Below are 21,620 nucleotides of genomic sequence, written 5' to 3'. Positions count from 1 at the left end.
CTGGCGTGCAAAAGTTAATAGAGTCTGTAGGTGCGCTTTCCGTGCCGGAAAGGAAAGCGTTGGCCGTCCTGCTGAAGCAGAAGGGGATCAACCTGTATGGGATTGCCCCGGTGTTTCAGCGCGATAAGGACGAGCCGCTCCTGCTGTCCTACGCTCAGCAACGCCAGTGGTTCCTGTGGAAAATGGACCCCCACAGTTGTGCGTACACCATTCCCTTGGCGATTCGCTTGCGTGGCTCGCTGGATGTGCCGGCCTTACAGCGCAGCTTCGACGCGCTGGTGGCCCGGCATGAGAGCCTGCGCACGGTGTTCGTCGAGGCCGAAGATGGCCGGGTGAGCCCGCAGATTCAGCCACCGTCCGCGTTATCGCTGACGGTGCAAGCGCTGCCCGACGCGTCTCCCGAGGCACTCGGCCGCGTTGTCGAAGCACAAATGGCGCAACCTTTTGACCTGGCAACCGGGCCTTTGGTGCGCGCCACGCTGTTGCAAGTGGCAGAGGACGATTACGTGCTGGTGGTGACCCAGCACCACATCGTCTCTGACGCCTGGTCGATGGGCGTGATGGTCGATGAGGTGCTGTCGGCCTATGGGGCGTTCAGTCGTGGGCAGGTGCCGCAACCCAAGGCGTTGCCCATCCAGTACGCCGACTACGCCGCCTGGCAACGTCAGTGGATGGACAATGGCGAGCGCGACCGCCAACTGGCTTATTGGCTTGGGCACCTGGGGGATACGCCGCAGCCGCTGCGCCTCCCTGGTCAGCGCATGCCAGTGGGGCCACGCAGTCACGACGGTGGGCAGGCGCGGATCCGCTTGAGCCCGGCGCTGACCGAACAGCTCAAGGCCCTGGCCGCCGCAGAGGGCGTGACCCTGTTTGTGTTGCTGCTGGCCAGTTTCCAGGCCTTGCTGCACCGCCTCAGTGGTCTCTCGGATGTACGCGTGGGCGTGCCTGTGGCCAACCGTACCCGCGCAGAAACCGAAGGGCTGATCGGCTTTTTCGTCAACACCCAAGTGCTCAAGGCGCAGGTGCGCGGCGAAGACACCTTCAGCCAGTTGCTCGCCCAGATGCGCGACACGGCCCTCAAGGCGCAAACCTTCCAGGACCTGCCGTTCGAGCAACTGGTGGACGCGCTGCAGCCGGAACGCAGCCTCAGCCATTCGCCGTTGTTCCAGGTGATGTTCAACCACCAGCATGACGCGCCAAGCCAGGCGCGAGCGCTGGACGGCGGGTTGCGTGTCGAGAACCTGGCGACCGAGGTGCGCAGCGCCAAGTTCGACCTCACCCTCAATACCTTCGAACACGCGACAGGCATCGATGCCAACATCATCTACAGCCGTGAGCTGTTCGACGCCGCGCTGATCGACACCTTGGCCGGCCAGTGGCAGCGCCTGCTGGCGGCCGTCGCGCAGAACCCACGACAACGTATCGAAGCACTGCCGGCGCTGGATGCCGACGATCAGCTTCAGGTACGCGAGTGGGGCGTGGGCGAGCCCGTGGCGTTCGCCGAGCAGGACGTGTTGGCGCTGTTCGCCGCTCAAGTGGACAAAGCCCCCGACGCGCTCGCAGTCGTCGATGAGCAGGGTGCCTTGACGTACCGTGAGCTGGAACAGGCGGCTGAAGAGCTGGCCGCGCGCTTGCGCCTGGCCGGTGTACGCCCCCATGAACGGGTCGGCGTGGTAGTGGAGCGTTCGGTGGCGTTGGTGGTGGCGATCCTCGGCGTGTTCAAGGCCGGGGCGGCGTACCTGCCGTTGGCAGCGGACACCGCGCCTCAGCGCATGCATGATCTGCTGCGCAACAGCGATGTGCAGGTGGTGCTGGCCGACTCGCCTCTGGCCCAGCTAGGGGCCGCGTTCACGGTGGTCGACGTCAACCAGCGCTCCGCCCAGGCGCTGCCCGTTGTGCGAGCACAGGCGCCACTGCCGGAGCAGACTGCGTATGTGATCTACACCTCAGGCTCCACCGGTACCGCCAAAGGCGTGATGGTCAGCCACGGCGCGCTGGCCAACTATGTGCAGGCGCTGCTGCAGCGCTTGCCGGCCGACAGTGGCACGCGCATGGCGATGATCTCCACGGTGGCCGCCGACCTGGGGCACACCGTGTTGTTTGGCGCGTTGTGCTCGGGGCGCACCTTGCACCTGATCGGCACGCAATTGGCAATGGACGCCAATGCCATGGCGGCGTACATGACCACTCACGCGGTGGATGTGTTGAAGATCGTGCCGTCGCACCTCACAGCACTGCTCAGTGCTGATCATCCTGCGGCCGTGCTGCCGCGCAAGGTACTGATCCTGGGCGGCGAGGCTTGCTCGCCGAGCCTGCGCGATCGCGTGCGCCAACTGGCGCCCGATTGCGTGCTGATGAACCACTACGGCCCGACTGAATCCACCGTTGGCGTGTTGGCGGCACCGGTGCCTTTGACCGGCGACACAGTGCCGCTGGGCACGCCGCTGGCCAACACGTGTGTCCATGTGCTCGACGCCAGCCTGCAAGGGGTGGGTAATGGCGGCAGTGGCCAGCTCTACATCGGTGGCACAGGCTTGGCGGCGGGCTATTTGGCACAGCCGGCGCTCACGGCGGAACGCTTCGTGCCGGACCCGTTCTCCCGCGACGGCGCACGGCTGTACCGCAGTGGCGACCAGGTTCGGGTGCACGAGGGGGCTTTCGAGTACCAGGGGCGTATCGATGATCAGGTCAAGATCCGTGGGTATCGGGTTGAGCCCGGGGAAGTTGCCGCCTGCCTGCGCGGCCTGGCACGGGTCAGTGACGCAGCGGTAGTGGTCGGCATGGCTGACAGCGGCGCGCAATTGTGGGCATACGTGGTCTCCGACGAGCCGGTGACTGGCTTGCTGGCGCAATTGCGCGAGCGCTTGCCGGCCTACATGGTGCCAGCCCATATGCAGGTGCTCGCGCAACTGCCGCTGACCGCCAACGGCAAGCTCGACCGCCGGGCACTGCCGGCGCCGGTCTGCCTCGACTCCGCCGACCGCTACCAGGCCCCGCAGGGCGAGCTGGCGCAGCGGATTGCCCAGGTCTGGCAAGACGTGCTCAAGCGCGAGCAGATTGGCGCGCAGGACAACTTCTTCGAACTGGGCGGCGATTCGATCATCTCGATCCAAGTGGTGAGCCGTGCCCGCCAGGCGGGCATTCGCTTCACTCCACGGGACCTGTTCGAGCACCAGACGGTGCAAAGCCTGGCCCGCGTGGCACAGACTGGCGATACCGCGATCCTCATCGACCAAGGTCCGGTCAGTGGCCCGCTGCGCTTGCTGCCGATCCAGCAGATGTTTTTTGAGGCGCCGATTCCGGCACGTCATCACTGGAACCAGTCGGTGTTGCTGGCGCCGCAGCGGCCGTTGCAGGCCGCGCTGTTGGAGCAGGCGCTGCAGGCGCTGGTCAACCATCATGATGCGCTGCGCCTGGGTTTTCACCAGGACGCCCAGGGCTGGCGCGCCGAGCATCGAGCACTGCAATCGCCCGAAGGGTTGCTGTGGTGTGAATCGGCCGACACCGAAGCCGAATGCCTGGCGATCTACCAGCGTGTCCAGTGCAGCCTGGACCTACGCAACGGCCCCTTGCTGCGCGGTGTATTACTGACCTTGCCCGAGGGTGGGCAACGCTTGCTGCTCGCGGTGCATCACCTGGTGGTGGATGGCGTGTCGTGGCGCATCCTGTTTGAAGACTTGCAGTTGGCCTACGAGCAGTTGCACAGCGGTCAGCCGCTGCGGCTGCCGGCCAAGACCAGCCCGTTCAAGGCGTGGAGCGAACGCCTGCACGCGCTGGCAAGCGAAGGTGGGCTGAGCCAGGAAGTCGAGTACTGGCAAGCCCGTTTGCAGCCGATGCACAGTGATTTACCAGGGCGCCGCGACGTACCGGCCGCGCTGATGCGCGAAGCGATCACCGTCACCACGCGCCTCGACCCGGTGCTGACCCGACAACTGTTGCAGCAAGCGCCAGCGGCCTACCGTACCCACATCAACGAGTTGCTGCTGGCGGCCTTGAGTCGGGTGATCTGCCGTTGGACCGGGCGCGCCAGCCTGGGGCTGATGCTGGAAGGCCACGGTCGCGAAGACCTGTTCGACGAGCTGGACCTGACCCGTACCGTCGGCTGGTACACCCACAAATACCCCGTCAGCCTCACGCCGGGCGCCACCCTGGCGCAGAGCATCAAGGCGATCAAGGAAGAGCTGCGCACCGTGCCCAACAAGGGCCTGGGCTTTGGCGCCTTGCGTTACCTGGGCACGGATGCCGACCAGCAACGCCTGCGCAGCCAGGCATTGCCGTGTGTGACGTTCAACTACCTGGGCCAATTCGATGCCAGTTTCGACCAAGCGCAGGGCGCGCTGTTCGTGCCGTCCAGCGAGGCGGCGGGCAGTGAACGCGACAGCGAAGCGCCGCTGGGCAATCTGTTGAGCCTTAACGGCCAGGTGTACGGCGGCGTGTTGAATGTGGGCTGGACCTTCAGTGGCGCGATGTTCGACAGCGCGGTGATCCAGGCGTTGGCCGATGACTATGGTCAGGAGTTGCAAGCGCTGGTCGAGCACTGCCTGACGCCTGACGTGGTGGGCCTGACGCCTGCTGATTTCCCCCTGGCCCGTGTCACCCAGGCGCAACTCGACGGCCTGCCGCTGCCGGCCCGAAATGTGCTGGACATGTACCCGTTGTCGCCGATGCAACAGGGCATGCTGTACCACAGCCTGGAAGCCGGCGAGGGCGACCTGTATATCAACCAGACCTGCGTGCCGGTGCAGGGGCTGGATGTCGAGCGTTTCGCTGCGGCCTGGGACCAGGTGCAGCAGTGCCACGACATCCTGCGCACCGGTTTCTGGACCGCCAGCGAGCTGGCGGAGCCGCTGCAGGTCGTCAGCCGCCAAGCCGCCTCGGCGGTCCACATCGTGGACTGGCGCCAGCGTGAGGTGGGCCCGGATGACCTGGCCGAGTTGATCAGCGCCGATTGTCGCCAAGGTTTCGACATGCTCCAGGCGCCGCTGATGCGTGTGACCCTGGTGTGGCTGGACGAGTCCCGCTGCCACCTGATCTGGACCCGTCACCACATCCTGATGGACGGCTGGAGCAGCTCGCGCCTATTGGGCGAGGTGTTCCAGGCGTACAACGGCCAGGCTGCGACCCGGCAAAGCCGCTACCAGGATTACATCGCCTGGCTGCAACGCCAGGGTTCGGCGGCGTTGGAAAGCTTCTGGCGTACTCAACTGCAAGGCGTTACCGGGCCCACCGAGCTGGCCGGCAACGTGTACCCGCGTCCCACCGAGCAGCCCGGCGGGCATGAGGCGATTTACCTGGACTGGAACCCAACCCAGACCCGCCGCCTGCGCGAGCGTGCGCAACTCTGGCGCGTGACCCCCAACACCTTGATCCAGGCCGCCTGGTTGCTGCTGTTGCAGCGCTACACCGGGCAGGCCACGGTGTGCTTCGGCGCCACCGTCGCCGGGCGCCCCGCGAGCCTGCCCCAGGCCGATGAAATCCTTGGGCTGTTCATCAACACCCTGCCCATCGTGCAGACGCCCCAGCCCCAGCAGTTGCTCACCGAATGGCTGGCTCAGTTGCAGGCGTTCAACCTGGATGCGCGCGATTACGAGCACGCGTCCCTGGCGGATATCCAGCGTTGGGCCGGGCAAAGTGGCCGGGCGATGTTTGACAGCATCATTGTGTTTGAGAACTACCCGGTGGATGACCGCCTGCAGGCAATGGAACAAGGCGCGCTGAAGTTCGGCGCCGCCACGGGCCGCGATGTCACCAACTACGCGATGGACCTGGCGGTCAACCTGACTGAGTCACTGGTGATCGAATTCCTCTACCTGCGTAACCGCTTCAGTGACGAATCGGTGCAGCGTATTCGCGGCAGTTTCGAGGCGCTGCTGTTGGCCATGCTGGACGCGAACGACAGCATGGTCGGCCAGTTGTGCATGCTCACCGCGCCGCAGCGTGAACAGTTGCGCCGCAACAATGTGCTGCCTGCACCGCAGGCGACGGCTGCGTCGTTGCTGGAGCGTATCGAGGCCCATGTGCAGCGTCAGCCCGAGGCACCGGCGGTGGTGTGTGGCGACCAGCAATTGAGCTACCTGGCACTGGAACAACGCGCGAACCGCATGGCTCATCGGCTGCGCGAGCAAGGCGTAGGCCCGGAAGTGCGCGTCGGCGTGGCGTTGAATCGCTCGGTGGACATGATCGTCACGCTCTACGCGGTGCACAAAGCGGGCGGCGTGTATGTGCCGATGGATATCGACTACCCGAAGGAGCGTCTGCAATGGATCGTCGAAGACTCCAACATGGCGGTGCTGATCACGCGGGCCGCACTGCGTGAACGCCTGCCGGTGGGCGGGCAGGTGCAGGTGCTGGATATCGACACGCTCGACTTGAGCCGTTACGCCGATACCGGCCTGGCGTTGCCGATGGACCCCGACCACCTGGCCTATCTGATCTACACCTCCGGCTCCACTGGCAAGCCAAAAGGCGTGGCGGTGGCGCGGGGCCCGTTGAGCATGCATTGCCAGGCGATTGCCCAGCGCTACGCCATGGATACGACCACCCGCGAATTGCTATTTATGTCGTTCGCCTTCGACGGTGCCCAGGAACGTTGGCTCACCACCTTGTTGGCCGGTGGCTGCCTGGTCCTGCGCGACGACAGCTTGTGGACGGCAGAAGAAACCTGGCAGGTGTTGCACGAGCAGGCGATCAACATCGCCTGTTTCCCGCCGGCTTATCTCAAGCAATTAGCTGACTACGCCGAGGGCCAGGACACGCCGCCCGCCGTACGTGTGTACTGCTTCGGTGGCGATGCGGTGGCCCACGAAACCTTCGAACAGGTCAAGCGCACCTTGCGCCCGACCTGGATCACCAACGGCTACGGCCCGACGGAAACCGTGGTCACCCCGTTGTTGTGGACTGCCGACGCCGACCAACTGTGCCAGGCCGCGTATGCGCCGATTGGTGTACAGGTTGGCAACCGCTCCCTGTACGTGTTGGACGATCAATTGAACCCGTTGCCCGACGGTGTGGCAGGCGAGCTGTACATCGGTGGGGAAGGGCTGGCGCGGGGCTATCACCAGCGCCCGGGGCTGACCGCCGAACGCTTTGTGGCCAGCCCGTTTGAAGCGGGCGGGCGCCTGTATCGCTCCGGCGACCTGGTGCGGCGGCGTGCCGATGGGGTCTTCGATTACCTCGGCCGGTTGGATCACCAAGTGAAAATTCGCGGTTTCCGTATCGAGTTGGGGGAAATCGAGGCGCGCCTGCGCACCCTGCCAGACGTGCGTGACGCCGTGATGGTGGCGCGTGACTGTACGTCCGGCAAGCAGTTGATCGGTTACGTCGTGGCAGACGCCCAGGCCGGTCTGGCCGAACAGTTGCGCCAGGCGCTGCACCGTCAGCTTCCGGACTACATGGTGCCCGCGCAGTTGCTGGTGTTGCAGGCGTTGCCGTTGAACCCCAGCGGCAAAGTGGATCGCCAGGCGTTGCCAGACCCGGACTTCAAGGGCCAGCAATACGTGGCGCCGCGTAACACGCTTGAACAGCAGTTGGCGGCGATCTGGCAGGACGTGCTGGAGCTTGAAACGGTGGGCGTGACCGACAACTTCTTCGAGCTTGGGGGCGACTCGCTGCGCACCCTCAAGGTGTTGAGCAAGGTCCGCAGCCAGGCGATCCCCGGGTTTGAATTGAAACTGCGCGACATGTTGGCCAAGCCGACCATCGCCCAGCTTTCCGGGTTCGATGCCGGGCAAGAGGCTGACCTGGACCCGCTGCTGTTGCTCAATACCAGCGTTACCGGGGCCGCGCCGTTGTTCTGCCTGCATGCCGGGTTTGGCACGGTGTTCGATTACGAACCGCTGGCCCGGCAACTGGAGGGCCAGTGCAGCGTGTACGGTCTGCAATGCCGGATGTTGCTCGACCGTCACTGGGAAGACGATTCCCTGGCTTCCATGGCGATTGATTACGCCCAGTACATCCGCCAGAAACAGCCCCACGGGCCGTATCGGCTGTTGGGCTGGTCGTTGGGGGGCACCCTGGCGGTGCTGGTGGCCAGTGAGCTGGAAAAACAGGGGCAGCGCGTTTCGTTGCTGGGCCTGGTGGACAGCTTCATTCCGGCACCGCAGCCGTTGCTGGAAGATGGCGATTGGCGTGAAGGCATGCCGGCGTTCTTGCGCCAGACCCTGGGCGTGGACGCCGATGCAGCGTTTCTTGCAGAACGTTTGCCGCAGGCCGAGCCCGACTTGGCGACACTCACAGACCTGTTTGCCGCCCTGGCGCAGGGTGCGCAAGGCACCGCCACCTTTGGCAGCGAAGAATCGGCGCGGGCGTTCCAGGTCGGGCTGCGGCTCAAGGCCTTGTCCCGTCGCCAATCGTCGTTGCCGGCGACCCACAGCCAGGCGTTGTGCTGGTGGCGTGCCGATTTACCCCACGCTTCGGTGCGCGCGTTCGAAGCCTGCCTGACGGTGGCGTCGAGCGAGCGCATCGGCGCGGACCACTACGCCATCGTCAAGCACCCGGCGTTGCTGGCGCAGTTGCAGCAACACGTATCGTCACTCAGCCCTGTCGCGGGTTGAGCCCACGGGCGACGTCGTCTGACGTCGCCCGTTTTGTCTTTCTTCAATGGGATAACCACCATGTCTGTACACCCTGACCTGTCCGCGTTCCTGGAACTGGCGGAGTTCGGCCGGCTGACCGGCAAAAGCCAACCCCTGCACGCGTTGCCATTGGCCCAGGGCCGTGGCGATTTTGAACGGACTTCGCAGATTCTCGACCCCAACCCGCCGGGGGATATCACCGTGCGCACCGTGCAACTGCCGACCCGCGATGGCAGTGTGCTGGAAGGGCGCCTCTACCGATTGGCGGCGGGTGCCGATCAGGTCTTGCCGACGATCCTGTACTTCCACGGCGGCGGTTATGTGGTGGGCAGCCTGGACTCCCATGATTCGGTCTGCCGTCGCCTGGCCCTGAGCGGTGAGTTCGCGGTGCTGGCACCGGCGTATCGGTTGGCGCCTGAGTATCCGTTCCCCACGGCGGTGCACGATGCACTCGACAGCGTGTCGGCGTTGAACACACAGGCCGAGCAGTTGCACCTGGACCCACAGCGGCTGGTGGTGGCGGGGGACAGCGCGGGTGCCACGTTGGCGGCCGTGCTGGCGATTACCGCCGCCAATCACCCTGCCGACATCGCGCTTAAGCCCGTGGCGCAGTTGCTGTTTTATCCGGTCACGGACATGACCACCGAACGTACCTCCCATCGCACCTATGCCGAAGGTTATTTGCTGGAGAGCGAGACCCTGGAGTGGTTCTATCAGCATTACGCCAATGCCGCTGCACGCCAAGACTGGCGCGCTTCGCCGTTGCTGGCGCCGCTGGCCGCAGCCCAGGCTCCGGCCTATATCAGCCTGGCGCAATACGATCCGTTGTTCGATGAGGGGATGGCGTACGCCGAAGCCTTGGCATCGGGCGAGACCGTTGTGGCGTTGGGGGTTGAACGCGGGTTGTCCCATGACTTCTTGCGCATGGGCGGGATTGTGGCCTCGGTGGACGATATCTACCGCCGCGCCTTGCAGTGGGCAGTCAACACCGCCGGCTAAAGATTTGATAGGCATGAAAAATGGCGAACCCGATCACTCAGGTTCGCCATTTTTTGTTGCTGCTGTTTAGAACTGGTACTTGGTACTCAGCATCACGTTGCGCGGGTCGCCGTAGGAGCCGCTGTAGAAGTTCTCGTCCAGGGAACTGATGTACTTCTTGTCAAAGAGGTTGTTGATGGTAGCGGTGGCCGACCATTGCGACGACAGCTGATAGCGCGCCATCAGGTTGGCTGTCGCGTAGTCGCCTTGTTTCACTTTGGCCGGGGTCGTCAGCTGCCAGCTGTCCACGGTCATGTGGATGCCGCTCTGCCAGTTCACGCCACCGCCCACGGTGAGGCGGTCCAGTTCGCCAGGCAGGCGGTAGGTGGTCCAGACCTTGACCATGTCGGCCGGGATGATGGTCTTGACGCGCTCGTTGTCGGCGTCCTTGACCACGCTGTGGCTGTAGCTGGCGTTCATGTTCCAGTCCGGCAGCAGTTCACCGCTGACCTCCATGTCGATGCCACGGGTCTTGGTTTTAGCCGCCTTGTAGGCGCTCATGTTGTTGTTGCCAGCCACCGTGCCATCGGCGATCGCATCGTTTTCCAGGTCGACCTCGAACAACGCGATGGAGGTGTTCAGGCGGCCATCATAGTAGTCGCTCTTGAGGCCGATCTCGTAGTTGTCGCCTTCGCGTGGGTCGAGCATGTGGCCGGCGGTATCGCGGTAAGGCTGGGGCTTGAAGATGCTGGTGTAGCTGGCGTAGATCGAGTGGTTGGGTGTCAGGTCGTAGACCACGCCCGCGTACGGGGTGACCTTGCCGTTGACGCGCAGGGTGTCGTTGGTCTCGAACGCTTTCAGGTTGGCGACGTTGTAATGCAGCATGGCGTCGTAACGGTAGTTGCTGACCCGAGTACCGAGGATCACCGACAGGTCGTCAGTCGGCTTCAGGCGGGTCGCCAGGTAGACACCGTTCTGCCATTGGTCGATGTTGTCGTCTTCGCGGTTGAAGTTGTACGAGGGGCGAGGCGCGTAGTTGTTCCAGCTATAGATATTCACCGGCTTGTTGCTGACGCCGTTGTTGCTGGTGCCGTCGGCCAGCAGGTTGCCGAAGCCGTTGCGGCGGTTTTCGTAGCTCTGGTAGTTGAAGCCCACCACCAGCTCATGCTCGCGACCCAGCAGTTGGAACGGACCTGACAACGACACGTCCAGGCCTTGTTGCTCCTGGGTGTTGTCACCCTTGGTCGCGGTGTAGCCCAGGCCTGCGCCTGTTTGCGAATTGACGAAACCGGTGGTGGTGCCGACGATGACCGAATCGTACTCGCGGGTGCCGTACATGGAGTTGGCGGCGACTTTCAGGGTCCAGTCGTGGTCCAGCTTTTGCTCAAGGGATGCAAAGGCGTTCACCGACTCCTGGCGGTTGGTGCTGTCGCGGCTGGCAGGGTTGTCGCTGCGTGACAGGTTCAGCTGCTTGCCCTTGTTGTCCAGCATCGGCAGGCCGGTGGTGGAAAAACCGCGCGGGTCGTTGTAGAGGTATTCGGCGCCCACCGTCAGCAAGGTGGTGTCGCTCAGGTCGAATTCGGTCACGCCGTAGACGATGGTCTTTTCTGTCGACAGGTGATCGGTAAAGCTGTTGCCTTGCTGATAGGCCGCCACCGCACGGCCACGGACATTGCCGCTAGGGGTCAAGGGGCCGGACACATCGGCTTCGGTGCGGTACAGGTCCCAGGAACCCAGGCCGGCGCTGACATAACCCTGGAAGGTCGAGGTTGGCTTCTTGCGCACCAGGTTCACCGTGCCGGATGGGTCGCCGGTACCTGAGAGCAAGCCGGACGCACCGCGCAGCACTTCGATGTGGTCATAGATCGCCATGTCCGACAGCGCCTGGGGCAATGCCTGGCTGAAGGCGAACGAGGTGGTAGGCATGCCGTCGTACTGGTAGTTGTCGATGGCCAGGCCACGGGAGAACACATACAGGCGGTCGCTGCCCGGGCTTTGCACGTTGATCCCCGGGGTTTGCTCCAGCACTGAGCCGATGCTGCGCAGGTTTTGGTCGTCGATGCGCTGGCGGGTGATGACGCTGACGGACTGCGGGGTTTCTTTCAGGCTCAGGTTCAGCTTGGTGGCCGTGTTGGTGGACCAGGTGGTGTAGGACCCGGTGTTCTCACTGACGGCGCCCAGGGCCTGGCCGGAAATACGCGTTGCGCCCAGCTCCAGGGACCCGGTGGTGCTGCGGTTGCTCAGGGTCAGCGTGTTGCCTTCCAGGCTGTAGGCCAGGCGGCTGCTCCCCAGCAGCTGCTCGATGCCGGCCTGAGGACTCAGTGCGCCACTGATCGCATGGCTGCGCAGGTTTTGCACGTCATCCGGGCTGTACAGCACTTGCAGGTTGGCTTGTTGGCCAAAAGCCTGCAGTGCGCTGGCCAACGGCTGCGCCGGCACATTGAAGTTGAAGGTCTGGGCCTGTACCTGTGCAGCGAAGGGCAGGGCCAGGGCGAGGGTGGCGCTCAGCAGGCGCGGCTGGAACACGCGGCGCATCATGAGGGCCTTGGTGAGGGGCGAGAAGTTGTGAGTGGCTGACATCGTGGGCTCTTAAGTGGCGTTTATAATGATAGTGATTCGTATTAAGTACCAATAAGACGCAGGTCCTCCGCAAAACCGGAAAAAATATTTATCTCCGGGTTTGCGGTGACGCTGTCAGGCGGTTTGCAGCTCGGTGGCGACGCGCCCGGCTTCCATGCGCACGATCTGGTCGGCGACGTTGAAGTAACGGTCGTCGTGGGAAATGACGATGATGGTCTTGCCCAGGCGCTTGAGGTCGGGCAGCAGCTCGGTATAGAAAATCCGCCGGAAGGTCGGGTCCTGGTCGGCCGCCCATTCGTCGAACACCAGCACCGGGCGTTCTTCCAGCCAGGCGTTGACCAGGGCCAGGCGTTTGCGCTGGCCGGTGGACAGGTCGGTGGTGCTGAATACACCGTCGGTAATCGTCACCTTGTGCCCGATTTCCAGGCGCTTGAGGTAGCGGTCGGCGTCGGCCGGGATCGGCTTGTCGCCCTGGATCACGTCATCGAATAGGTAGTAGTCGGCAAAGATCGTGGTGAACAACTGGCGATAGTCGTCGCGGTTGGCGGCTTCGATGAGTTGGCCATTGAGCTCGATGCTGCCTTTTTGCGGCGCATAGAGGCCCAGCAGCAGTTTGATCAAGGTGGTTTTGCCGCAGCCGTTCTCGCCGACGATAAAGGTGATATCGCCTTCCTGGATACGCAGGTTTACCGGGCCCAGATGGAACGGCTCAAAGCCCTCGACACGCGGGAAGGTGTAGCTGACGTTATTCAGTTCCAGGGTGCGCACCGCCGGTGCTGCAGCCCCTGAGTCACTGAGCAGCAGGTGCGGTTCGGGCGAGGAGAACTGCTTGGACAGCTCGGCGATGCGACGAAAGGCAATCTGCGCCTTGCTGACGATCGGCAGGGTGCCGATCAGCAGTTCCAGCGGCCCCTTCATGTACAGCAGCACCAGCACAAAGCCGCTCATGACGGTCTGGTCGCCGCTGGGCCAGAACGTTTGCATCGCCAGCGCCAGGCCGATGACCACAAAGAACAGCATCGAACCAAAGGCCTTGGCCACCACGAAGGTATTGATCGAGCGGACCTGCGTCGCGCAGATGCGGTTGGCGGTGTCCTGGATGCCCTTGACGAACATGCGCTGGCGGCGTGGACGGTGGATGCGCAGTTCCTTGGCACCTTCGGCGATGGCGCTGTAGTTCTTCTGCAGCTCATCTTCGGCTTCCCGCGCCGACTCGAAACCCTGCATGCCCCGCGAGCGGGCGATGAACTGCACGGCCGTGCCGATCACGATCGCCACCAGCATCATCAGGAACATCGGCCACGACAACATCGCCAGGTAGCCCAGGCAACCCAACGTCACGGTCAGGGAAATGGCCAGGGGTGCGAAGGCGAAGGCAAAGTCACTGATGGTGTCGACGTCGTGGGTCAGCACCGGGATCAGGCGGTGGCTGCGGTAGCGTTCGATCTGGTCGATGGGGGCGGCGAGCACTTTCTCGCCCAGCTCGCGGCGCAGTTTGGCGATGATGTGCTGGCCTACGTAGTTGGTGCCGATGTCGGAGAAAATCGAGCTGGTCAGTGCCAACAGGCACAGCCCGGCAAACAGCAGCACGACGTTTTGGGTCAGCCCACTCTGGGAATGCAGCGCGGTGTTGATCGTCGCCAGCAGTGCCGTGACACTGAGGCCGCCGATCATGCCCAGGGCGATGGACAGCGTGACCAGAGGCCAGAAAGGTTTGAGCAGGCCGAAGAGTTCGCTGACGGCGCCGCGAGGTTTGCTGGACATTCAAGTCTCCCGTTTCAGGCAGGGGGTGAACAAAAGACAGTGCGGGGCGCGGCGTTTGTCAGCGATGGACGGATGGCCGGGCGCACAGTGCACGCCTCGATGGGAATCGAGGCGATTAACCTAAGAACGAGTGATGGCGGGGGTTATTTAGCGACGCTCAGCGCTTTAGAGCTCGCGCGCGACCCGCAACCCCAGCCAGTCACCGCGTGTGGTGGCGGGGCGGTCATTGCGATTGCCCGAGCGCGAGAAGATCGGCGCTTCGCCCCAGTCGTTGCCACGGATGTGCCGGGTTTCGCAGTTTTTGTCCTGCCAGGCACTGCCATCGGTGGGTGCGCCCACATAGCTGTCATGCCAGCAGTCGGCAACCCACTCGTAGACGTTGCCATGCATGTCGTAGACCCCAAAGGCGTTGGGCGGGTAGCTACCGGCGGGCGACGTGAAGCTGTAGCCATCCTTGGGGCCATAGGTGTTGGCGTGCCGGCTGATACCGTATTCGGTGTCCGGGTCCATGGGAAACGGGAAAGGCCCGGTGCTGCCCGCACGCGCGGCGTATTCACGTTCGGCTTCGCTGAGCATGCGGTAATGCTGGCCGGTCTTTTTCGACAGCCAGGCCACGTAGTTTTCGACGTCCTGGAAGTCCATGCACACAGCAGGCTGCTTCGGTCCCTGGGCATAGGTCGGCTTGCTGGCCTTGCAGGCGCGGCCGGGGCGGGTGTCGCCGTCGGCGATCTTGACCCCGCTCTGGCGGATATAGGCATCCCATTCACTGGCCTGGACCTGAAAGCGGCTGATGGCGAATGGTTTGGCAAAGGTCACGGTATGCAACGGGCCTTCGTCCGGCTGGCGGCCCAGTTCGTCGTCGGGTGTGCCCATGACAAAACTGCCGGCCGGCAACACCACCAATTCGGGGCAGCCATCCTTGCAGTCCTTGAACACCTTGCCCGGAACAGGCGCGGCGGCGTAGGCGCTACCGGCAGCGAGGCCGGCAAGCATGACGCCCAGGGACAGGCGATAAAATGCGGTTCGAGACATGGTCTACAGCCTTTTCGTCAGTGTCAGGAAAGGATTCGATATTTCTGGGTGAGCACCGCCACCGCACGGTCAATCTCTTGTTCGGTGTTGAGCAGGCCGGGTGCCATGCGCACCACCGGGCCGACGTCGCGGTCCACGGCATCCACCACGATGCGGTGTTGATTGAGGTAGGCGGCGACCTCATCGCAGTCCTGGTCCTTGACCCGGAAGAAGGTGAAGCCCGCCGAGTATTGCGGGCTTTGCGGCGTGACCAGTTCGAGGTTGGCGTGTTTGAGCAGGCGCTGCTTGAGGTAGGTGTTGAGCTGGTGGATACGCGCCTGCACGTCGGCCTTGCCCAGGCCCAGGTGCAGTTCGAACGCCTTGCCCAGCGCCCAGCGATGTTCGAAGGCGTGGTAGCCACCCGGCGTCATGATGGTGCCGAAATTCTTGTTCTCAGAGAATGTCGGAAACGTCGGTATCAGGTCGTTCATTTGCTCCGAGGCGGCGCAGATAATCCCGGTGCCGCGAGGGCCGAACATCCACTTGTGGGTGCCGGCAATAAAGTAGTCGCACTTGAAGTCGGCGAAATTCATGTCTTCGACACCAAAGCCATGCACACCGTCGACCACGTAGAGGATCCGGTCTTTCTCGTCGCGCTGGCGGTTGTGTTGTTGCACCAAGTCGCCGATCTCTCCAACCGGCAGCTTCACGCCACTGCCCGACTGCACCCAGGTCATGCCCAGTACCCGTGTGTTGGGGCGGATGTTGCGCGCAATGTTGCCCAGCACTTCATCGCTGGACACATGGCGTGGGTCCTTGAACAGGGTGATCTTGCGCACTTGGGTGCCTTCGCGCTTGACCCGGAAATTCAGGGTGTTGCGCGTGGAGTAATGCTCGTGCTCGGTGGTCAGGATCTCCTGGCCAGCGTTGAGCCGCAGGCCGCTGTAAATCATCACCAGGCCTTCGGTGGTGCTGCCGGTAAGGGCGATCTGCGCGGGTTTGACGTCCAGGTAACGAGCCGCCCATTCACGCACGTCGTGCTCGCGCTTCCATTCGATCTGGCTGTCCCAGTCCAGCCATTTGGCCGGGTTGCTGTCCAGCTCGGCACGAAAGCGCTGGATCGCTTCCTCCACTGGCCGAGGGTGCGAGGTGATCAGGAAGTTGGCGAAGTGCGCATAGTCCGGGTCGAGGGCAAACAGGCTGCGCAGGGCTTGCCATTTGTCCTTTGGTGGCGGCGGTGCAGCGGCGGCTGTGGCGGGAGCCCATGGGTGCGTCAGTGGCAGGCTGGCTGCCAGCACGCCAGCGGTTTTCAAAAAGGTGCGGCGATCAGTCATGACGAGGCTTCGCTGTTGATTCAAGGCGTGGTGAGGGCGACAGGTTGGGCGGCTTTCTGCACCTCATCCCAGACCCGGAGGAAGTTGGCGCCCCACAACTTGGCAATGTCCGCTTCGGAGTAGCCACGGGTGATCAGTTCGGCGGTCACGTTGCGGATTTCGCTGACATCCTTGAAACCTTTCAGGCCTCCGCCGTTGTTGAAGTCCGAGGCGATGCCGACATGGTCGATGCCGATTTTCTTCACGGCATAGTCGATGGCGTCCCCCAGGTCTTTGACGCTGGCCAAGGGTTCCTCCTCAAGAATGTCGTAGAGCGCGCTGGCGTACTGGCCAAACTTCTGCTCGGGCCACGCGGCGATGATCGGGTCGCCGGGCATCAGTGCCACGTGCAAGTTGGGCAGGGGCTGCAAGTCGAACTTGGCGCGCAGGCGGTTGAGCTTGTTTTGGGTGGTCTGGCTCAGGGGCTTCAGATACGCGGGAAACGCCACGATCTGTACCACGCCGCCACTGTTCTTGATCAGCTGCATTTCCTTGTCGCTGAGGTTGCGCGGAATATCCACCAGCGCGCGGGGCACCGAGTTCGAGGCGACGATGGGTGTGCGGCTAAGTTGCGCGACCTGTTCCAGTGCCTTGGTCGACATCTGCGACACATCGATGATCACGCCCAGGTCGTTGAGCCGGTGCACCGCGCGTTTGCCCAGGTCTGACAGGCCGTTGAAGGCGTCCGGGGTGTCATTGAAAAATGGCAGCGGTCGCGACGAGTCGGCCCACGGGTTGTTGCCCACGTAGCTGAAGCCGAACATGCGCATGCCGCGCGCGGTCCACAGGTCCAGTTGAGTGATGTCTTCGCCCAGTGGGTAGGCATTGAGCATGCTGATGAACACTGCGAACTTGCCTTCGCCGTGCAGGCGGCGGAAGTCCTGCGGGGTGTAGGCGATGCCTACCTGGTTGGGGAAGTCGCGGACCATGCTGGTGATTGCCTTGAAGCGCACTTCCTGCTGTTGGCGGGATTGGTCGACAAACGCTGGCGTGGGTTTATGTGGGGCGTTGGGGCCGTTCCACATTTCCGGCCAGCCGAAGATCGTCAGTGCTGCGCCCGACAGACGCCCGCGCTGGGCCTTGACCAGGTCGAACTTGTCCAGGCCATCCTTATCGGCCTCATCGCCTTCGCCGCCGAAGCGCAGGGGCAGGGTGATATGGCTGTCAAAGGAGATGATTCGGTCCTGCATCTCGCTGGCTTCCTTCATGACCTTGTGTGAGTAGCCAGCGTTATCGAACAGGTACTTCCAGCCCAGAAAACCGCCGCCAGCGGCAATGGCCAGCGCCAGGGGCAGGCCGATCAGAAGGGTTTTTTTCGAGCGCTTTTTGGTCATTGCCATCTCAGTGTCGATTTCCAGGGTCAAGGTACAGGCGAGGCCTTTGCTATCTGGGAGGAACGAGTGGCGAGGCGGGAAATTTAGCCGCCTAAATTTCCCGTGACAGTGCTCGTTCTAGCTTGGATAAAGCCTGCTTCAGGGCTGACACAGGTAGGGCAATGACGATTTCTCGACGAGGTTTCATCGCGGGCCTGGCACTCACCGGTGCTGCGGTGCCGGCGGCCTATTACGCCCACCGCCAATTGACGCAGCCGGACGAGCCCATTACGCCCGGTGAAGCGTCGGTACAGCTGGCGGACAAGGCCGGCCAGCAGTTGGCCAACGCCTTGCGCGGCGTATGGACTATTCGCTTTGAAGGCCGCGATGCAGGGCTCGACGGCGTGCCTGCCGAAGGCCTGGAAATGCTGCTCGACATCGTTGCACGTGGGCGCGGAGTGCGGGGCTATCTCGACAGTGCGGCTGCTTTGCGCAGCGACGCAGCCCCTCGTTATGAAGTGCTGGGTGACCTGGCGGACGTCAAGCAGGGCCATCTCAGCTGGCGCCTGGTGGACAGTCGCAACGGCACTGTCTGCTACGAGTGTGTGGTTGTGCTGGACGAAGTGTGGGCAGCGTTTGGCAATGCCGGTGTTGTTTCCCTCAGCGGGCGCGTATTACGGCTCGACCGACCGCTGGCCTTGCCGGAAGTCGAAAACCGTTTCGTCGCGATCAAGCAGAGGTTCCCTGAAGCCCGCGAACGTGCGCTGCTCAACCCGGCGCTGGAAGCGTGGCTGATTTCGCCGGAACATCGCTTGTTCCATCAGCTCTGGCATGCTTCGCGTGACCGCTGGCACAAACTGCCCGACGACAAGCGCGACGCCCTGCGCGGCATTGGTTGGCAGCCCGGGCCACGCGACAACGAGCGGGACGCTCGCGGGCCGCGCAAGGACCGCAATGGCTCGGGCGTCGACTTCTTCTTCATGCATCGGCACATGCTCGGCACCGCGCGTGGCCTGCAGGATTTACCGTCCTGGTCGCGCTTTCCCTTGCCGCAACCCGAACTGGTGCGTGACCGCCAGGGATTCATCCGCTATTTCGATAACCACGATGGGTTTGCAGTGCCCCCGACCTGGGTCTCCAGTGGCGATGACACCTTTACCCAGTGGGTCAGCGATATCAAAAGTGCCGAGACCTACAACAGCAACTTCCAGGTATGGGAGTCGCAATACCGCGACCCGGCCTACCTGTCGCGCCTGACCCTGGGCCAGTTTGGTTCCGAAATAGAACTGGGCCTGCATGACTGGTTGCACATGCGCTGGGCTTCGGTGCCCCGCGACCCGGCCAATGGCGCGCCAGCCCCCTTGGCGCGAGACCCGGCCGACTTCGCCGGACGCTGGTTCGGGCCGGAAAACGACTTCTTGGGCGACCCGTTTTCGTCACACGTGAACCCGGTGTTCTGGCACTTTCATGGCTGGATCGACGACCGTATTGAAGACTGGTTCCGTGCCCATGAGCGCTTCAATCCGGGGCAGGTCAACCGCCTGGAAGTCAACGGCGTGCCCTGGTTTGCCCCGGGACGCTGGGTGGAAGTGGACGACCCGTGGCTGGGCCCGGACACCCATGGCTGCAGCACCACACCGGGATTGCAAATAGGCAAGTCCATGGAAATGGACCCCGAGACCATGAAGCTGGCGTTGCGCATCACCTTCAGCGCCGATGAAGATGTGCTCAAAGGCCTGTTCAAACGCATACCAAGACGCCCCTGGTACGCCCGCATGTAGTGAGCGGGCTTGCCCCGCGCTGGGTGGCGGAGCCGCCCCAATATGGGCGCCTCGGTGTTTCAGAGAGACCGAGGTGACTGGTTTTAGGGCGGCTTCGCCCCCCCAGCGCGGGGCAAGCCCGCTCACTACAGGACCGTGATGGCTTCGGGGGCGTACATCCAGCGTAGCAATGAGTGTCGCCCGCTGATCCCCAGTTTGATCGACGCGCGTTTCAGGTAGCTTTCGATGGTGTTGACCTTCAACGCCAAGTGTTCTGCCAGCTCCGGGGCGGTCCGCCCGGCGAGCAGGCCGACGCACACTTCCAGCTCCCGGTTGGACAGGGTCAACCCCGACTGCACCAAACGCTCCTCGATGCGCCTGCGCAGGGTTTCGAGGCCCTGGTTCTGCGGGGTTGGAGCGTCGCCATCCTGGCGGCACGGCTGGATCGCGGCGATGTGTTTTTCCACCAGAGGCAGCAACAGGGTGGAGAAGTCCTGCAGCATGCTTTGCTCCTGGGGCGAGAAGCTGTCGGACGGGGTTGAACGGTACACCGACAACACGTAGTGCGAATCGTCCTTGTGGCGGGTGAGGTGCAGTTGTGCGGCAGGTTGTTCGGCGCCTAGGGCTGCTACCGAATCGGTATAGACCGGGCTGATCTTGCGGCGAGTTTGCCCGTCGGCGCTGATTTGAAGTTGGGTGATGTGCGTGGCGTCCACTGCCAGTTGGGTGAGGATGAGGTCATGCAGCATGCGTGGGAAATGGCGACTGCCGGTGCTGGCGATGACCTTGCCTATGTGTGGGAACAGGTGTGAGTTCATCAGTTCGTCCATGAGTTTCAAGTGCAGGTATTGGTCCGTAGAGCGGCGGGTTTTCAGCACCCGCCAGGAATCATCCTAGTACAGCGTCGCAGAGGCATGGGGATCCAATCTGGAAACATCCGGATTAAAAATGCGAAACGGTGATCAGACCAATCCGACCACCGTTTGTAGGAAAGGATAACGTGGAACGGACCGCCTACTTCAGCGCATGGGCGGCCATCTCCGCCGCTCGCGGCAGGGCGCGGGTGCATTTGGCAAGGGCTTGTTGCACGTCCGCCAGCAGGTCGGCGACGTCCTCCAGCCCCACCGACAAACGCACCAACCCTTCGCTGATGCCGTGCGCTGCGCGCTCCTCTGGTGTGTAGGTGGAGTGGGTCATGCTGGCCGGGTGTTGGGCCAGTGACTCGGCATCCCCCAGGCTGACTGCGCGGGTAAACAGCTTGAGCGCATTCATGAAGCGCCGGCCCGTATCGATGCCGCCCTTGAGCTCAAAGGCGATCATGCCGCCGGCCATTTTCATCTGCCGCGTTGCCAGCTCGTACTGTGGGAAAGAACGCAGCCCAGGGTAGGTCACCCACTGCACCGCCGGGTGCGCCTGCAACGCTTCGGCCACCGCCTGGGCGTTGCTGCAATGGCGGTCCATGCGCAAGGCCAGGGTCTTGAGCCCACGCATCAGCAGTGATGCGTCCTGGGGTGACATCACTGCGCCGGTCAGGTCCTTGAGGCCTTGCAGGCGAATACGTTGGGCCAATGCCTGGTTGCTCACGGCAATACCAGCGGTGATGTCGCCGTGTCCACTCAGGTATTTGGTGGCGGAGTGCACTACCACATCGGCGCCTAGTTCGAGGGGGCGTTGCAGGTAGGGCGTGCAGTAGGTGTTGTCCACCACCACGGTGATGTTGGGTTGCTGATGGGCGAGGGCGGCCACGGCGGTGATATCCACCAAGCGCAAGGTGGGATTGGCCGGGGTTTCGCAGTAGATCATCCGCGTGGCGGGGGAAAGCGCTTCCTTAAGTGCGTCGAGGTCGGTGAGGTCGACATGCCGCACCTTGATGCCGAATTCGCCGATGCCATGGTGCAGCAGGGCAAAGGTGCAGCCGTAGAGTGTCTGGCTGACGATCACTTCATCACCGGGACGCAGCAGGGTCCAGAACGTTGCGGCAATCGCGCCCATGCCCGAACTGAACGCAACAGCCGCTTCGCCGTTTTCCAGGGTGGCCATGCGTGACTCCAGCAGTGCCAGGGTTGGGTTGGAGATCCGCGTATAGAAGTGGCCGTTGGCTTCGCCGGCAAAACACGCGGCGCCATATTCGACGGTGGGAAAGGCAAAGGTCGCCGACAGATAGATGGGCGGTACGAGTGCGCCGTGGTGGTCCTTGGGGTCGTAGCCGTGGTGGATGGCGCGGGTGGAAAAGCCGAATGCATTGTGTTTATTGTTCATGTCGGACGC

10 protein-coding genes are annotated in these 21,620 nt (G+C 63.2%); 3 read left to right on the top strand and 7 right to left on the bottom strand.

Going from position 1 to position 21,620, the window contains the following annotated elements; genetic code table 11:
• Positions 1-5 precede the first annotated feature (5 nt).
• Positions 6-8,552 (top strand): amino acid adenylation domain-containing protein, encoded by an 8,547-nt coding sequence (locus CFE47_RS05905; RefSeq protein WP_502695446.1) that lies wholly within the window; start codon positions 6-8, stop codon positions 8,550-8,552.
• A 60-nt stretch (positions 8,553-8,612) separates the two neighbouring features.
• On the top strand, positions 8,613-9,572 hold the full coding sequence (locus CFE47_RS05900; protein ID WP_286835903.1) for an alpha/beta hydrolase: 960 nt from the start codon (positions 8,613-8,615) through the stop codon (positions 9,570-9,572).
• Positions 9,573-9,638: 66 nt separating this feature from the next.
• On the opposite strand, the gene CFE47_RS05895 is transcribed toward CFE47_RS05900, so the two are convergent.
• From CFE47_RS05895 to pvdM, 5 genes are all read right to left on the bottom strand, one after another.
• Entirely contained in the window at positions 9,639-12,131 is a 2,493-nt protein-coding gene (locus CFE47_RS05895; RefSeq protein WP_286835902.1) for a TonB-dependent siderophore receptor, read from the bottom strand.
• A 114-nt stretch (positions 12,132-12,245) separates the two neighbouring features.
• On the bottom strand, positions 12,246-13,895 hold the full coding sequence (locus CFE47_RS05890) for a cyclic peptide export ABC transporter (protein WP_185710296.1): 1,650 nt from the start codon (positions 13,893-13,895) through the stop codon (positions 12,246-12,248).
• A gap of 165 nt (positions 13,896-14,060) precedes the next feature.
• On the bottom strand, positions 14,061-14,888 hold the full coding sequence (gene pvdO / locus CFE47_RS05885) for a dihydropyoverdine dehydrogenase (protein ID WP_286835982.1): 828 nt from the start codon (positions 14,886-14,888) through the stop codon (positions 14,061-14,063).
• Positions 14,889-14,950: 62 nt separating this feature from the next.
• Positions 14,951-16,240 (bottom strand): pyoverdine-tailoring periplasmic protein PvdN, encoded by a 1,290-nt coding sequence (gene pvdN, locus CFE47_RS05880; RefSeq protein WP_286835901.1) that lies wholly within the window; start codon positions 16,238-16,240, stop codon positions 14,951-14,953.
• Between the two features lie 20 nt (positions 16,241-16,260).
• On the bottom strand, positions 16,261-17,613 hold the full coding sequence (gene pvdM / locus CFE47_RS05875) for a pyoverdine-tailoring dipeptidase-like protein PvdM (RefSeq protein ID WP_286835900.1): 1,353 nt from the start codon (positions 17,611-17,613) through the stop codon (positions 16,261-16,263).
• Between the two features lie 161 nt (positions 17,614-17,774).
• On the opposite strand from pvdM, the gene pvdP reads away from it, so the two are divergent.
• The gene (gene pvdP / locus CFE47_RS05870; RefSeq protein WP_286835899.1) at positions 17,775-19,373 is read left to right on the top strand and encodes a pyoverdine maturation tyrosinase PvdP; all 1,599 of its coding nucleotides are present in this window, start codon (positions 17,775-17,777) and stop codon (positions 19,371-19,373) included.
• A 125-nt stretch (positions 19,374-19,498) separates the two neighbouring features.
• Here pvdP and CFE47_RS05865 read toward each other — a convergent pair whose 3' ends face one another.
• The gene (locus CFE47_RS05865; RefSeq protein ID WP_286835981.1) at positions 19,499-20,170 is read right to left on the bottom strand and encodes a helix-turn-helix transcriptional regulator; all 672 of its coding nucleotides are present in this window, start codon (positions 20,168-20,170) and stop codon (positions 19,499-19,501) included.
• A 196-nt stretch (positions 20,171-20,366) separates the two neighbouring features.
• A complete protein-coding gene (locus CFE47_RS05860) occupies positions 20,367-21,611 on the bottom strand; it encodes a methionine gamma-lyase (protein ID WP_286835898.1) in 1,245 nt (414 codons plus the stop codon).
• Between the last annotated feature and the right edge of the window lie 9 nt (positions 21,612-21,620).

This window comes from Pseudomonas sp. PGPPP1, from assembly GCF_002255865.1.
GTDB classification, from domain to species: Bacteria; Pseudomonadota; Gammaproteobacteria; order Pseudomonadales; family Pseudomonadaceae; genus Aquipseudomonas; species Aquipseudomonas cremoris.
Note: the sequence above shows the minus strand (reverse complement) of the source record. Positions and strands in the feature narration are given on the sequence as shown.